Consider the following 12,376-nt stretch of genomic DNA (forward strand, 5'->3'; position numbering starts at 1 on the left):
CCTCCGATAGTCCGGCCGATAAGGTCAGGTGAAGCATCCGCCCGCGTCACAAACACCCACGTGCCTTAAAATGCCGAGAAGAGCTTTCGGTTTGAGAAGAGAAGCCGGGGAGAACATGCAGAACAGGTACACGGGCGACATTGGCGACTACAGCAAGCTTGGCCTCCTTAGGGCTCTGCAGTCGGCAGGCTTCTCGATAGGGCTCAACTGGTACCTCACGCCAGACGAGACGCACAATAGCGACGGCCGCCACGTTGACTACCTTCACCAGGACGAATACCGCGCATGCGATCCAGACCTCTGGCTTGGCCTCAAGGCTATCGTCGATGGAAAGCACCGAGAAGTGCGCTACATGGAGAATGACGGCATCCTGCAGGCCACGTTCTTCTCTGACTGCCTTGATTTCAGGGGAATGAGGAAGGCGAAAAGGATCGAGCGTCGGGCCGAGTGGTTCGCAAAGTCTCTCGACGTCATGGCCAGAAAAGACATCGTGTGCGTGGATCCCGACAACGGCCTGGTCGTTCCATCTGCCAAGGGAAGGCCGAAGGAGAACAAGTACGTGCTGCCCGAAGAGCTCGCCAGGTACTACGCCCAGGGCTCCACGGTCGTCTACTACCAGCACAAGGCAAGGCGAAAGGACCCCTTCTACACGGATCAGCTAAAGGCGCTGTTGAGAAGAGAAGACCTCCCCGGTGCTTCTGGCCTTGCATTGAAGTTCGAGAAGGTCTCGCAGCGCTACTACATGTTCATCGTCCAGCCAAGGCATAGGGAAATGGTCGAGAAGAGCGTGCAGGACATGCTCTCAACCTCCTGGGGCGATCACTTCCGCCAGCTCTAGCACGCAATCGCTTAGGCGCCAATAAGGGCGAGAAGAGCCAACGTCACCAAGGCGCACGCCAGCAGCCGCATGAGCTCGATTATGGCGAGAAGAGCACAGATGCCAACGGCAATAAGAATGGCGAGAAGAACGATGAGAAAAGCCATTGCCTAACCTCGCAATACGTCGTCCATCATGGCATAGCGAACAGCGTCTATGGAATGGTCATTGCCGTCCGGGATCTCGTCGATCCAGTTGCCCTCCTTGTCCTTCTCGAACTCCTTCAAGGTGAATTCGGAGAAGGTCAAGGGGCATCGCTCCGGGTCAATCACGATCTCGCGCAGCCCCGCCAGCCACTCGTAAGACAAGCGCCTCATCCTGGCCTTCCTGGCCGCATGCACGCGGATGCCGAGCTCGCGTCTCCACACGTTCATCTGCACCTTGCTATCAGGCGTGTCGTCGCAGTAGACGATCTGGTCGTGGAAGTATGCCTCCGCGCCCTGTTCGTCCGGGAAGGTGAGAGAATCCACTACGATCCTGCCCGTCTCTGCCGGCATCATCTTGTTCGCGGAATGCTCCTCGAAGACGAGAAGGCGCCGCGCATCAGGCTCCCAGGCACAGCGGACAAAGCGCCAGGGATCAGGGAACCAGCCCCAGTCCACGCCATTGCGAATACGTTGGAAGGTGCGGATGCGAGAGTCGGAAAGCTTCGCCTCGTGCACGTTATCGAAGATGGCGCCGCCAGTGCCGGTGATCTCGCCCAGGTACTCCCAACGCCATGCCTGCTCGTTCGTGTCGCGCAGGTATTCGGCTTCCTCGACAAAGGGTGCGCCCAGCCAGTCGGGGTGCGTCTCTATCACGTCGAGATAAGAGCTACCACGCACAAGGGTGTCGTCACGCCTCACACGCTCCAGGCGCTCCACGTTCACCCAGCTCCACATAGTCTTCGGCGGGTTGTAGGAATAGAAGATCCAGAAGCGGTCGCCGCCACGGCGCAAAGAGTTGAGGATGGAGCGAACAGCCTCCACGCCCTCGAACTGGTCCAACTCCTCGAACCACACCACCGAGCAATAGCCCTTGGTGAACTTCACGCCCTTGAGCTTGAGAGGATCGTCCGCCCCGCGGAACACGATGCGCTGCCCGGTAGGGGTGTACGTGATTTCCATGGGAGAAACGCGGCAGCGGAAGACGCCCTCCAGGCCGAGCACCTCGATCGCCCACTGGATCTGCTGGTAGACGGAATCGCGCAAGGTGTTGGAGAAACGCCTCACCACCACCGCGTTCGCCTTCGGGTTGGCAATGATGAGAAGGACGATTGCTATCGAGATGAACGAGCTCTTGGTCGACCCGCGCCCGCCCGGCAGCCAGTAGTGCGTGTGGCCATGGGCCATCACGTCGCCGAGCACCGGGTGGAAGCGCGGGATGACGAAGTCGGAGACGTTAGTCGCCATTCGCGTCACCGTCCCCGGCCTCGCCGTCGGAGTCGTCGGCCATGGGCTCGATCACCAAGCCAAGAGTGAGCTGCACCGGCGCGTTGTCGGCCTCCTCGGCCTTGCGCTCCATCTTGCCGTACTCCATGGGGTACTTGCGCTCGAGCAGCCAGGCGGCCGCCGTCCAGTACTGGGCGCGAGACTCCGCCGCCGACTTGATGGTCGTGAGCAGGCATCTCTTGTACTGCGCCTCGGCCTTTTTTAGTTCTTCGTATAACGCGCGTTTCACTCCGGTCTTTGCGTTCTCGCCCTCCTTGAGCCAGCGGTAGAACGTCGCCTGGTGCACGCCGATCGCGGCGATGATGTCCGCGTCGCACAGTCCGTCGCGCTTGAGCTCGACGATCTGCTCCACGAGCGCGTATGTAAGCTTCAACTTCGCGGGCATGGTCAGCCACCTCCTCAAGGTGGCATGGTGCCTTCGCGTCACAAACTGGCATACAAAGGGGTGAAAGGGTGAAAAGCTTTCGGCCTTTGCACCCTTTCACCCTCGCGTCACTTGTCGTCCCTGCGGTCCCGCCTGGACTTCAAGCCGTACTTCCTGCAAAGCCGGCTGTTCCTCTGCCGCATCCGGTCGCGCTCGCGCCGTATCGCGGCCACGTCGGCATCGTCGGCCTTCTCCTCGCGCTCGGCCTGCAGCACCTCGTTGAAGGCCAGCTCCTCGTTCAGGTGCATGAGCTCGGTGCACTTGGGGCAAAGCCCGCTCTGCCTGTTCAGGCGCACGCCCACGACCCCGCACTCGGGGCACACCTGCTGCACGCGCAGGCTCACGTGGCACCGGCTCGCCTGGCTCTCGATGGAGCGCGTAGATCTGTCGGTGCCGCACTCGCGCAGCAAGGCATCGTGCACGGCCTCCACGCCCAGGTGCCCGTTGGCCCGCATCACGTCTATCTCCCGCGTGGTCCACTCGCGCCATTCCTTCGCGCTCATCTGCGGCACCCCCAAAAGGGGGTCGAAAAGGCTTTTCGGGGTCCAAGCCTCGCCGAGAGAGAGCGGGGTTGAGGGGTTGGGGCGCCTCGTCCCCAACCCTCATCCCCCTCTCTAAAAAGATTCCTATATATAAGGCTTTTTAGTGGGGGGTCTAAACCCAAAATTTGGGGCTTTAGGGGGTCAGAGCGGAAGCGCATCCTGGCCCCCTTCGTCCTGTGCGGAGCCAGACCCCGACGGGCCCGAAGTTGCCGCATCATTCGAGGTCGTGCCGGAGGAGGCAGGCGCACCCGACGCGGCCGAAGTTGCCGCATCATTCGCGGGCCTGCGCACGATCGTCGCCTTCGTCGCCCCGCCGCCGCTTATGCGCATGAAGCGCGTCGACTGGTCAACCCAGCGGTTCACGGTGGGCGCTGACCAGTTGAGCGCCGCCATCACCTCGTCGCGGAAGCACTCGGTGCCGTCTCCGATCAGCTTCTCGCACACGGCATCCAGGGAGGTGACCTTGCCAAGGTTCTCGGCCTCGGTGCGCAGCTTCCTGGCCTCGGACACGCCGCCGTAGTTGGGCTTGCAGTCCTCGAGCAACCCGGTTGAGTCCATGGTGTGCAGCGGGAAGGTGAACCAAAGGTCGAGCGGCGCCTTGGGCGGGAACTCTCGCAGCGTGAAGCTCATGCGCCAGCCGGTCAGGTGCTGCGTCTCGGCGAGCTTGTACGACTGCCGCGCCATCTCCAGCGTGCCCGGCTCCAACACGAGCTCGGTCATGTCGAGCACCGCGTCGGGCGCACGCCCGAACACGCCGGAGCCGCTGCCACGGTCGATGGCGGACTTCAATCCCTGCGCGCCCTTGCTGTGGTGGTGGCTGATGACCACGGTGCAGCCCAGGTTCACGCAGATCTCGTCGAGCTTGGCGAAGAACTCTCGGATGTCCTTGGCGTTGTTCTCGTCGCCGTCCTGGACCATGTAGGCCGGGTCGATGATGACCATGCCGAAGTCGCCGGCCTTGCAGCGGCAGAAGAGCTCGGCCGTGATCTCCTCCAGGCCGCAGCTCTTGCCGCGCAGGGGCCACACGGTCAGGTTCTCCCGCACGACCTTCGCGTCGGCGCTCTTGGCGATGCTCACGGTGGAGATGCGCTTCTGCAGCGTGCGGTGGTCGGTCTCCAGGTCGATGTAGAGCACCTTGCGCTGTGCGCATTTGAAGTCGATCCACCATCCGCCGGTCGCCACGCTCACAGCCAGGTTGATGAGGCCCCACGTCTTGTTCGCCTTGGAGGGCCCGGTAAGAAGCATCTTGTGCGTCTCCAGCAGCACGCCCTCCACGATCTCGGCCGGCATCTCGGGCAGCTCGGCGGGGATGACGATGGCCTGCTCGAATGCGGGCAGGCGCGAAGGTCCGTTTGTTGCCGCAATATCCTCGGAGACGACGGAGGCCGCGTCGTTCGCGGCCTCCACGTCGTGCATGTATGCTTCCTTGCTCACGCCCATCAGCGCCACCTCGTGTACCACAGCTTGTAACCGGTCGTGATCGAGGGGTCCCTCTGCTCGAAGTCCCACTCCTTGCCGCGCATGGCCATGAGGTACTCGTCGGCGTCCTTGGCGCCGTTCGGGTACGGCGGCATCACGGCATGGGGAACCTTGAGCATGTCGAGGTCGTGGCAGATCCTGTCGCGGGTCCTTCGCCCCTCGTCGTCCTCGTCCATGGCCACGGTGATCTTCTTGGGTCGAAGGTCAGGAGGCGTCGCATGGAGCACCTGCGCCAGGCGCTTGGCGTTCGACACGCCTCCCAGGGCCATCGTGTCGCCGCCGGTGATCTTCGCCAGCGCCATCGCGTCGATAAGCCCCTCGGTCACGTAGACCTGCTCGGCCGAGGCTGACAGGAGCCACTCGCACCAGAGCGGCGTCGCAATCCCGCGCGGCCGCCACTCCTTGTTCCGCGCGTCGCCGGGCCTGCAGACGGTGCGCACCATGCAGTAGTTGGCCGTCGAGAAGTCCTGGTTCCAGAACGGTATCGTGATGAAGCCGAATGCCTTGGGCTCGTAAACGCGGAACTCAGGCATGATCTCGCGCGGGTCGCGCGTGAATCCCAGCCCGAAGGTGGCGGCGTCGCCGTCGTCCAAGCCGCGCCAGCGCAGGTAGCGCCGGCCGATGTCGTTCTCTGCGCAGTAGAGCTGGCCGAACGCGGTGCCGCACGCCTCTGCGCAGTCGGCGCCGCCCGCCTCGCGAGGAGGGTCGAACAGCGGCCGGGGCTTGCGCTTTGGCCTCTGTCTCGGCTTTCGCGGCCCGTCATCCTCGTCGAGTCGGTACCCGACGATCTCGGCGACCTTGCGCGCCTGCTCGGCGAAGCCCGTGATGCCGTAGAGCAGCTCCATGAGCTTGAAGACGTCGAACGTCTTGCCGCAGCCGAAGCAGTGCACGGTGTTGTCGTTGGCGTAGTAGTGCGCCGACGGGTCGCGGTCGTCATGGTCCGGCAGCGGGCAGCGGAACGACCGGCGCAGGTCCGTTATGCCGAACAGGATCTCGAGCACCTCGGGCATCGAAGCCCGCAGCGCCTCCTTGTCGGTTTCGGTGATCATCGGCGCACCTCCCTCGTTTTGGGGAAGTTGCCGCAAGGTCTATAATCCCTCGCACAGAGCGCAACGCTCTGACCATCGGTGGCCCGCAGCCTGCTATCCGCCAAGATTCCGGCTGTGGGTCGCCACTTGTTAAAGGCCGTCACATCTGGCCTCCCTCCTCGTCGCATTCCTCGAAGAGCTCGCGCCAGTCGCCAGCCCAGCCCACGGCTGCGGCTATGGCGCGTCCCCGTTTCGGGTAGGGCGGCTCCAGGCCCCGCACGATGCGCGACACGGCAGGCCGGGAAATGCCCGTCTTCCTCGCGATCATCGCCTGGGTGCCCCGCTTCTCGCAGATCCGCCCTATGCGCAGCGTGCGCTCGCTCACTGGTCCACCTTCTCGCCGAAGAGAAGGCCCTCCTTGGTGTTCGCGAAGACGGCGTCGCGGCAGATGCGCCAGCGCCCGTTCACCTTGTCTGCGGGGATGCGGCCCTCGAGGATGCCGCGCCGGATCGAGTTCACGTGCTCTCCGGTCACCTGCGCCAGCTGCTGCGGTGTCAGGAACAGTGGCAGGTCGTCGAACTTGTTACCCATGGTTCTTCCTTTCGTCGAAACGGTCCTTTCTAGCTGCGTGCCGCCGCCCCAGTCGGTCGTTCCGGTGCTCACCGTGGAACTCCGATTCGCTCTGATGCGTCGGCGGGCCATAGAGTAGCACAAGAAATCCCACCACGGCTAACATGAATTGATAAATGTGGTAATATTGACCCAAGAGCATTGTCTGTTTCGTTGCATGGTGGTATGATTCGTTGCGTAGTGTTGAACCGTTCACCCGACGAGTCGCACCGCTCCACCACAGAACGTACACATTGGGAGGACTAGGAAATGGCGAAGAGCATCAAGGACCTGAGGCAGGAGAAGGGCTACCGCAGCGCCCGAGAGTTCGCCGACGCGCTGGGCATCGCGACGTCCAGCATGTCCCGCTACGACCGCGACCCTGAGACGATTCCGCTCAAGCACGCGTGGGCCATGGCAGACCTGCTTGACTGCTCCATCGACGAGGTCGTGGGCCGAGAACAAGTTACAGCTGGTCGCAATGAACTGCAGGAGTTCTACGATGGGCTCTCACGTGAAGGCAAGGCTCTCTTCGATGAATTCAAGGAGTTCGTCGCGATGAAGGAGGAGCGTGCAAAGAAGAGCGCACAGGACGCAGACGACAAGAAGTACGAACGCCTGGCGATGCTGTACGAGCGCATGTTCACCCAGGCAATCCTCAACCGCATGGACCCAGATGACTTCGTGGTATTCGAACAGCCATGGATGATGCGCGACGGCATTGCCGCACTCGTGGAAGAGAAGGTCGAGGAATCGCGCTACAAGAGCGCCCAGCGTTTCGCAAAGAAGGAAATCGCTCGCATGAAGAGCACCGGAGAGTATAACGAGCCCATCGAGGACGTCACCGCCGAGATCGGCGACCCAGACTACGACATGGCGCTTGAGTACTACCTTGTCCACGTTGCCCTCGACCATGACGAGGCGTTTGAAGGAAGCGTAAAGGAGGTGACGGAGAAGGTCATGGCAGCCTATGACAGGATGCACCCGGAGGAAGAGCACGGAAGCGTGTTCTATTCGGTGCTGCAAATGCCGTAAGCGCAAACCAAATTGGCCCCGCAAGTGGTGGCACACCTGCAGGGCCGGTGTCCAACTAGATCGCAGCTAGAAAGGACGGTGTCATTATATGGCATCCAACACCCGCATGGACAGCGCCCAGGCGCCTGTCCGCACTAATTCCCCCTTGGCGGAGCTCCGCAAGGCGGCGGGCTACCGCAGCAGCAGGGACTTCGCGGCCGTGCTCGGCATCCCCGCGACCACCTACTCGCGCTACGAGCGCACCCTCGCAGACCCCGACAGCGGCATCCCGCTTCGCGCCGCGTGGGCCATCGCAGACAAGCTCCACTGCTCCATCGACGCGGTCGTGGGCCGCGACGAGGCCGTGGGCGACGAGGGCCGCGACCTCAACGCCGCGTACCGCACCCTTAGCGACGGCGGCAAGGAGCGCTTCGACGAGTACCTGCAGTTCCTGGCCTTCCGCGACCAGCTCATCGCGACCCAGCAGGGCAGGTGATCGGTATGGCTGAGAAGACCAACGGCAAGGGAAGCATCTACCAGCTCGACAAGGGCAAGGACGGCAAGAAGCCCAAGAGCAAGTGCCGCAAGTGGCGCCTGGTCGTGTCGCTCGGCAAGGACCCGCACACCGGCAAGTACCGCCAGAAGGCCAAGAACTTCAACGGCACCTACACCCAGGCACAGCGCGAGCTGCGCGCGTTCGTCGCCCAGATCGAGGGCGGCAACCTCGTCAAGCGAAACGGCTGGACCTTCAACAGCTACGCCAAGCACTACGTCGACACCCGCGTGGCCGCCGGCGAGATCCAGGAGCGCACGGCAAACAGCCTGCGCGGCACGCTCAGGGCCCTGGGCTACCGCATCGGCGAGCTCAGGCTGCAGGAGATCACGCCCGAGATCATCGAGGCGGCCTACATCGACCTGCGCGCCGGCGAGAGCCTGTCCGGCAAGCCTCTGTCGGGCCGCACGCTCTACAACATCAACCTCAGCGCGTACCTCATGTTCCAGAGCGCCAAGGAGAAGGGCATCGTGGGCGAGAACCCGCTCGAGAAGGTGCCCATGCCCAAGAAGGACACCAAGGAGAAGGAATCGCTCACGGCCGCCGCCTACAGCGCCCTTATCTCAGCGCTCGACCCGGCCGAGCGCTTCCAGTGCGCCGTGCTGCTCTGCGCGACGCTGGGCCTTCGCCGTAGCGAGTCGCTGGGCCTCTCCTGGGGCGACGTGGACTTCGCCAACGGCACCGTGAATGTGCACGCGTCGACCGACGACCACGCGGGCCTCAAGGAGCCCAAGACCGAGGCCGGCTTCCGCCTGCTGCCCATGCCCGAGCAGCTGGCCGCCGCGATCATGAGGCGCAAGGAGGCCGTCATGCCCTCGCTCATCAAGTACCATCCGGATCTCGTCTTCCGCGTGCTTTCCACCGACAGCGAGCGCCCGGCGGGCTGCGTAGAGATCGACGGCAAGTACTACGACGTCGACGGCAAGGTGGCCGTCTGCTGCGACGACGACGGCGAGCGCCCGCTGCCCGACAGCCTCTCCCGCTGGTGGGCACGCCACCGCAAGGACTACGGACTCGAGGGATGGACGCTGCACGGGCTGCGCCACACGTTCCTGAGCCTCGCCGCCGCCCAGGGCGTGCACCCTTCGGTGATGATGCGCCTGGCCGGGCACAAGAACCCGAACATCACGATGAAGATCTACACGCACGTCAACATGGAGTCCAAGCGCGAGGCCATGGACGCCATGCAGGCTGCGTACATGCTGGCAGGGTAGTAAAATGGTGCGAAGTGATGCGGGCGTGGAGCGGGCACAATTCTTGATTCTTTCTTTACTGGAAGGATGCAGGCAGACGGCCCGAACCAAGAAACAAGCCATCTACCTGCATCGTTGTAAGTGGGATTCAGTTACAATCCCAAGTGTACAAAGGGGTCTGTCCCCGTTGTATATGCCGCTGAGGATGAGGGTCCCAGTATCTGACTCGTATTTATAATTAAGACTACCCCAGCTTTTGCTTACGTCGCCGAGCTCGCTTCGATCCTCTCGTTCTGCGATTCCGCTGTCCTTCTCTGGGGCCTTCTCGACACCCGATGCAAGTCCGGCTGACGCGTCGCTTGGAATCTCGTCGCTTGCAGCTTGTGCTAAAGCGGCTGTGGGAATGCCGTTGAGCATCAGCATCGAAGTCGCCGCTATGGAAACCACCCATCTCTTGTTCATGCGCTTCCTCTCATAATGCGATTTGCCTGCGATTAGTGTTAAGGTTCGTGGCGTGGAATACCTAGTTGGTACAATTGTAATCAAAATCATCTTACTTTTCCACAGAAAAGAGGCGGAAAGAGCCGTATCAGGTGCCATTGCGCATGCGTTCGAGGGCAGTCGTGCGGATTGTAGGCTCTGCGCTTGATTTTGCGGGTTTAAGCGGGGCTGCAAGATTCTTCCAAATCGGCCTTGATTCGTGTTTTCCGGTTGGCAATAGGGTTGCATATGACGAAGAATCGACAGCCGGCAAGAGAGAAGGTGCGGTATCTTAGAGTTTGCGCGGATCGCGAGTGCATTCGCATGCGTTACGACGAAGCGCGTCTCCTTTCCGGCGTTGGCTGCTGAGGAGGCGATGGGTATCCGGCATTCGATGCCTGCAACGGAAAGAAGGTCGAAGAGTTCCTCCCGATTCAGCTCGTGGACGACGCGAACGCCATGCTCCACACCAACCCGGACAACTCTGTCGCGCCCTCTCTCAGTATCGGGGCGGGCACGCTCGCGGGCGCGTAGAGCGTCTCGATGTTTGTCGACGGCGGCTGCGTTCGCGACGGCATCGGAAGGCCAACGCTCGCTCTACCGGTCGATGCGGCGCACAACGGCCATCGGGTGACTGCTTGGCACTTCCATGCCGATAGCCCATCACCTCGGAGCACGTCGTCGCAAGGGGCGTTCTGCGTCCTTCTCAGTTAGCGACCTGCCTTTCTTTTTTTTGGGGGGGGGGTGGCGAAATGATCGGGACAGCCATTTCCAGCGTGGTCGAGGAAGGGCTGGCTCAGATGGGTGACGCCGCCTTCCCGCTCATTGTCGCTGCGACATCCGGTGTTGTTTTGGCCGGTATGGGCATTCTCGTTGCTCGCCGCAAGGGGTCGGAAGAGTGATTGCTCGAAGCGCTTTCCCGCATTCCGATTTTTCGCCGAGGGGAGGCAGGCCAAATGCCTGCCCTTTTTCATCTCCTGAGGTGTTTCGCGCCCCGTGCGCTTACATTGCGCCGTGAGCGGCCGCACGGGTGCGCCTAGCGGGCTGCAGCGTCTCCTTCGAGACGCTGTCTTGACCTGAGCGGGTGCGGCGTGCACGATGCGCCTTGTCGGCCGTCGCCGTGAAAAGGCCAGTTCGTCGATGTCTCTTCGTTAATGGTGGCCTTTCTTCGAAATTTTGTTTTCAAACCGTCATTTTCCAGGGGAGGGGGGTATTCACAAATATTTGCATAAGTTAGAATAAATTTCGTCTTAAAGAAATCGCAGGTCGTCTATTTATTTATGTGTATATTAAATAAATTTTATACTTTTTCAAAATTGTAATATTTGGAGGTTGACACATGTGTTTGCGAGAAGGTGGGTACTGGGGGTTGCCGATGCGGGCGATTGCGCTGGGATGTGCGGCTGCGTTGGTCGGCGTGCTGGTCGCGAGCCTTGCGGGCTGCGCATCGACTTCGGCAGACGACGCGATCTCTGATGTGAGCCAAGGCACGGCGGCAACGGTGAACGGCAAACCGGTAGGCGAAAAAGCGATCACCGATTACGTGGCCACTTTCCGCTCCACCAATGCGTTGGATTCCACGGAGTCGTGGGGGCAGTGGCTGGCGACTAACGAACAGACTCCCGAGAGCGTGCGCGCCGACGTCATCGATTACTATGTCGATGAGTTGTTGGTGCGTCAGGCTGCCCAGGAGAGCGACGTGGCCGTTGACGCGTCGGAGATCGACGCGGAAATCGATGAAGCGAAGTCGCGTTTCACGGATGAAAACGCATGGGCGTCGGCCCTCGAGCAGAGTGGGCTCACCGAGGAAACGTACCGTGAAACCATCGTTGAGCCCGGGCTTTTGCGCCAGAAGCTGCAAGAGAAAGTTGCTCCCGGTGCCGATGTGAGCGACGAGGCCGTGGCGCAGGGCATTTCGGAAAACGCCGAGCGATACGACGGTGCCCGCCGCTCCAGCCACATTCTGTTCGCTCCGGGTGATGAGGCAAAGGCGCAGGAGGTTCTGGACAAGATCACCTCTGGTGAACTTGATTTCGCCGATGCGGCCAAGGAGTACTCGACCGATGCGGTGTCGGCCGAGCGAGGCGGCGACGTGGGCTACGACGTACTGACCACGTTCGTGGACGAGTACGCCGATTCGCTGTCCGCTTTGAACGAAGGCGAAGTGAGCGGATTGGTAACTTCGCAATACGGCATTCACATCATCATGTGCACCGACATTGTTTCCATTCCCGAGGAGGGCGTCTCCTCCCTCGACGGGATACCCTCCGAAATCGTCGATCACGTGCGCATGACCCTTTCGGCAACCGACTCCGACACGGCGTTCCTCGCATGGTTCGACGAGTACCGTGCGGCTGCCGACATCGTGGTGAACGATATGCCCGAGGATCTTCCCTACGATATCGATATGAGCCCTTATCAGCAACAGGACCTGGGGCTTCCGGCCGAAGGAGTAACGGACGGCCCGGAGGATTCGGGTGCTTTGGGAGCGACGTCTCAAGGATCGGAGCCAGGCGCATCCGACGGCTCCGGCGAAGCGCCGGCAGACGGGGAGGATCGCCCCGACGGCTCCGCAGCTGAGGCTGATGGCGAGTAGACCAGGTTTGCCCCGATATTCGGATTGGCGCCGACGAACGGCGGCGCGTGTGGCAAGCGAGAGAGCGATAGGTGTTGAGGATAAGGTGGCAGCGATGAGCCGACGAACGCGCATGAGCCGACCATTTGAACGCAACAGGGGAGAATGCACA

Annotated in this window: 15 protein-coding genes; 6 read left to right on the forward strand and 9 right to left on the reverse strand. The window is 61.7% G+C overall.

Going from position 1 to position 12,376, the window contains the following annotated elements; translation table 11 throughout:
- Nucleotides 1–91 precede the first annotated feature (91 nt).
- Nucleotides 92–838: a hypothetical protein gene (locus B5F40_RS08975; RefSeq protein WP_140396463.1), complete on the forward strand. Its 747-nt coding sequence runs from the start codon at nucleotides 92–94 to the stop codon at nucleotides 836–838.
- Nucleotides 839–849: 11 nt separating this feature from the next.
- Here the strand turns inward: B5F40_RS08975 and B5F40_RS16830 are convergent, their stop codons facing one another.
- The 8 genes from B5F40_RS16830 to B5F40_RS09010 form a co-directional block, all read right to left on the reverse strand.
- Nucleotides 850–984 (reverse strand): hypothetical protein, encoded by a 135-nt coding sequence (locus B5F40_RS16830; protein WP_255396413.1) that lies wholly within the window; start codon nucleotides 982–984, stop codon nucleotides 850–852.
- 3 nt (nucleotides 985–987) lie between these two features.
- Nucleotides 988–2,268 (reverse strand): PBSX family phage terminase large subunit, encoded by a 1,281-nt coding sequence (locus tag B5F40_RS08980; protein ID WP_087193998.1) that lies wholly within the window; start codon nucleotides 2,266–2,268, stop codon nucleotides 988–990.
- Nucleotides 2,258–2,692, reverse strand: coding sequence for a hypothetical protein (locus B5F40_RS08985; protein ID WP_087193999.1), 435 nt, complete (start codon nucleotides 2,690–2,692; stop codon nucleotides 2,258–2,260). Before B5F40_RS08985 ends, B5F40_RS08980 begins: the two co-directional genes overlap by 11 nt.
- Nucleotides 2,693–2,799: 107 nt before the next feature.
- The gene (locus tag B5F40_RS08990) at nucleotides 2,800–3,234 is read right to left on the reverse strand and encodes a hypothetical protein (RefSeq protein ID WP_087194000.1); all 435 of its coding nucleotides are present in this window, start codon (nucleotides 3,232–3,234) and stop codon (nucleotides 2,800–2,802) included.
- Between the two features lie 180 nt (nucleotides 3,235–3,414).
- Complete coding sequence (locus tag B5F40_RS08995; RefSeq protein WP_162610939.1) at nucleotides 3,415–4,689, reverse strand: AAA family ATPase; 1,275 nt, start codon at nucleotides 4,687–4,689, stop codon at nucleotides 3,415–3,417.
- A 23-nt stretch (nucleotides 4,690–4,712) separates the two neighbouring features.
- A complete protein-coding gene (locus B5F40_RS09000) occupies nucleotides 4,713–5,801 on the reverse strand; it encodes a toprim domain-containing protein (RefSeq protein WP_087194002.1) in 1,089 nt (362 codons plus the stop codon).
- 139 nt (nucleotides 5,802–5,940) lie between these two features.
- Complete coding sequence (locus tag B5F40_RS09005; RefSeq protein WP_087194003.1) at nucleotides 5,941–6,165, reverse strand: helix-turn-helix domain-containing protein; 225 nt, start codon at nucleotides 6,163–6,165, stop codon at nucleotides 5,941–5,943.
- A complete protein-coding gene (locus B5F40_RS09010) occupies nucleotides 6,162–6,371 on the reverse strand; it encodes a helix-turn-helix domain-containing protein (RefSeq protein ID WP_087194004.1) in 210 nt (69 codons plus the stop codon). Before B5F40_RS09010 ends, B5F40_RS09005 begins: the two co-directional genes overlap by 4 nt.
- Before the next feature lie 288 nt (nucleotides 6,372–6,659).
- On the opposite strand from B5F40_RS09010, the gene B5F40_RS09020 reads away from it, so the two are divergent.
- The 3 genes from B5F40_RS09020 to B5F40_RS09030 all read left to right on the forward strand — a co-directional run bounded on the left by B5F40_RS09020 (nucleotide 6,660) and on the right by B5F40_RS09030 (nucleotide 9,170).
- Nucleotides 6,660–7,424, forward strand: a complete 765-nt coding sequence (locus B5F40_RS09020; protein WP_087194006.1) for a helix-turn-helix domain-containing protein — start codon at nucleotides 6,660–6,662, stop codon at nucleotides 7,422–7,424.
- A gap of 88 nt (nucleotides 7,425–7,512) precedes the next feature.
- Complete coding sequence (locus B5F40_RS09025) at nucleotides 7,513–7,899, forward strand: helix-turn-helix domain-containing protein (RefSeq protein WP_087194007.1); 387 nt, start codon at nucleotides 7,513–7,515, stop codon at nucleotides 7,897–7,899.
- Between the two features lie 5 nt (nucleotides 7,900–7,904).
- Nucleotides 7,905–9,170, forward strand: coding sequence for a tyrosine-type recombinase/integrase (locus B5F40_RS09030; RefSeq protein ID WP_087194008.1), 1,266 nt, complete (start codon nucleotides 7,905–7,907; stop codon nucleotides 9,168–9,170).
- A 102-nt stretch (nucleotides 9,171–9,272) separates the two neighbouring features.
- Here B5F40_RS09030 and B5F40_RS09035 read toward each other — a convergent pair whose 3' ends face one another.
- A complete protein-coding gene (locus B5F40_RS09035) occupies nucleotides 9,273–9,611 on the reverse strand; it encodes a hypothetical protein (RefSeq protein ID WP_087194009.1) in 339 nt (112 codons plus the stop codon).
- A 770-nt stretch (nucleotides 9,612–10,381) separates the two neighbouring features.
- Here B5F40_RS09035 and B5F40_RS16250 point away from each other — a divergent pair.
- Together B5F40_RS16250 and B5F40_RS09040 are read left to right on the forward strand one after the other, a co-directional pair.
- The gene (locus tag B5F40_RS16250) at nucleotides 10,382–10,531 is read left to right on the forward strand and encodes a hypothetical protein (protein WP_162610940.1); all 150 of its coding nucleotides are present in this window, start codon (nucleotides 10,382–10,384) and stop codon (nucleotides 10,529–10,531) included.
- A gap of 437 nt (nucleotides 10,532–10,968) precedes the next feature.
- On the forward strand, nucleotides 10,969–12,225 hold the full coding sequence (locus B5F40_RS09040; RefSeq protein WP_087194010.1) for a peptidylprolyl isomerase: 1,257 nt from the start codon (nucleotides 10,969–10,971) through the stop codon (nucleotides 12,223–12,225).
- The last annotated feature ends 151 nt before the right edge of the window (nucleotides 12,226–12,376 follow it).

The organism is Gordonibacter sp. An230 (genome assembly GCF_002159915.1).
Classification (GTDB): domain Bacteria; phylum Actinomycetota; class Coriobacteriia; order Coriobacteriales; family Eggerthellaceae; genus Rubneribacter.

Bases quoted from the DNA above. Each gene is read 5' to 3' on its own strand.
- B5F40_RS09040 (WP_087194010.1), top strand. From the start codon at position 10,969: ATGTGTTTGCGAGAAGGTGGGTACTGGGGGTTGCCGATGCGGGCGATT.
- B5F40_RS08995 (WP_162610939.1), bottom strand. From the start codon at position 4,689: ATGCACGACGTGGAGGCCGCGAACGACGCGGCCTCCGTCGTCTCCGAG.
- B5F40_RS09035 (WP_087194009.1), bottom strand. From the start codon at position 9,611: ATGAACAAGAGATGGGTGGTTTCCATAGCGGCGACTTCGATGCTGATG.
- B5F40_RS16250 (WP_162610940.1), top strand. From the start codon at position 10,382: ATGATCGGGACAGCCATTTCCAGCGTGGTCGAGGAAGGGCTGGCTCAG.
- B5F40_RS16830 (WP_255396413.1), bottom strand. From the start codon at position 984: ATGGCTTTTCTCATCGTTCTTCTCGCCATTCTTATTGCCGTTGGCATC.
- B5F40_RS08990 (WP_087194000.1), bottom strand. From the start codon at position 3,234: ATGAGCGCGAAGGAATGGCGCGAGTGGACCACGCGGGAGATAGACGTG.
- B5F40_RS09030 (WP_087194008.1), top strand. From the start codon at position 7,905: ATGGCTGAGAAGACCAACGGCAAGGGAAGCATCTACCAGCTCGACAAG.
- B5F40_RS09020 (WP_087194006.1), top strand. From the start codon at position 6,660: ATGGCGAAGAGCATCAAGGACCTGAGGCAGGAGAAGGGCTACCGCAGC.
- B5F40_RS09025 (WP_087194007.1), top strand. From the start codon at position 7,513: ATGGCATCCAACACCCGCATGGACAGCGCCCAGGCGCCTGTCCGCACT.
- B5F40_RS09000 (WP_087194002.1), bottom strand. From the start codon at position 5,801: ATGATCACCGAAACCGACAAGGAGGCGCTGCGGGCTTCGATGCCCGAG.
- B5F40_RS08985 (WP_087193999.1), bottom strand. From the start codon at position 2,692: ATGCCCGCGAAGTTGAAGCTTACATACGCGCTCGTGGAGCAGATCGTC.
- B5F40_RS09010 (WP_087194004.1), bottom strand. From the start codon at position 6,371: ATGGGTAACAAGTTCGACGACCTGCCACTGTTCCTGACACCGCAGCAG.
- B5F40_RS08980 (WP_087193998.1), bottom strand. From the start codon at position 2,268: ATGGCGACTAACGTCTCCGACTTCGTCATCCCGCGCTTCCACCCGGTG.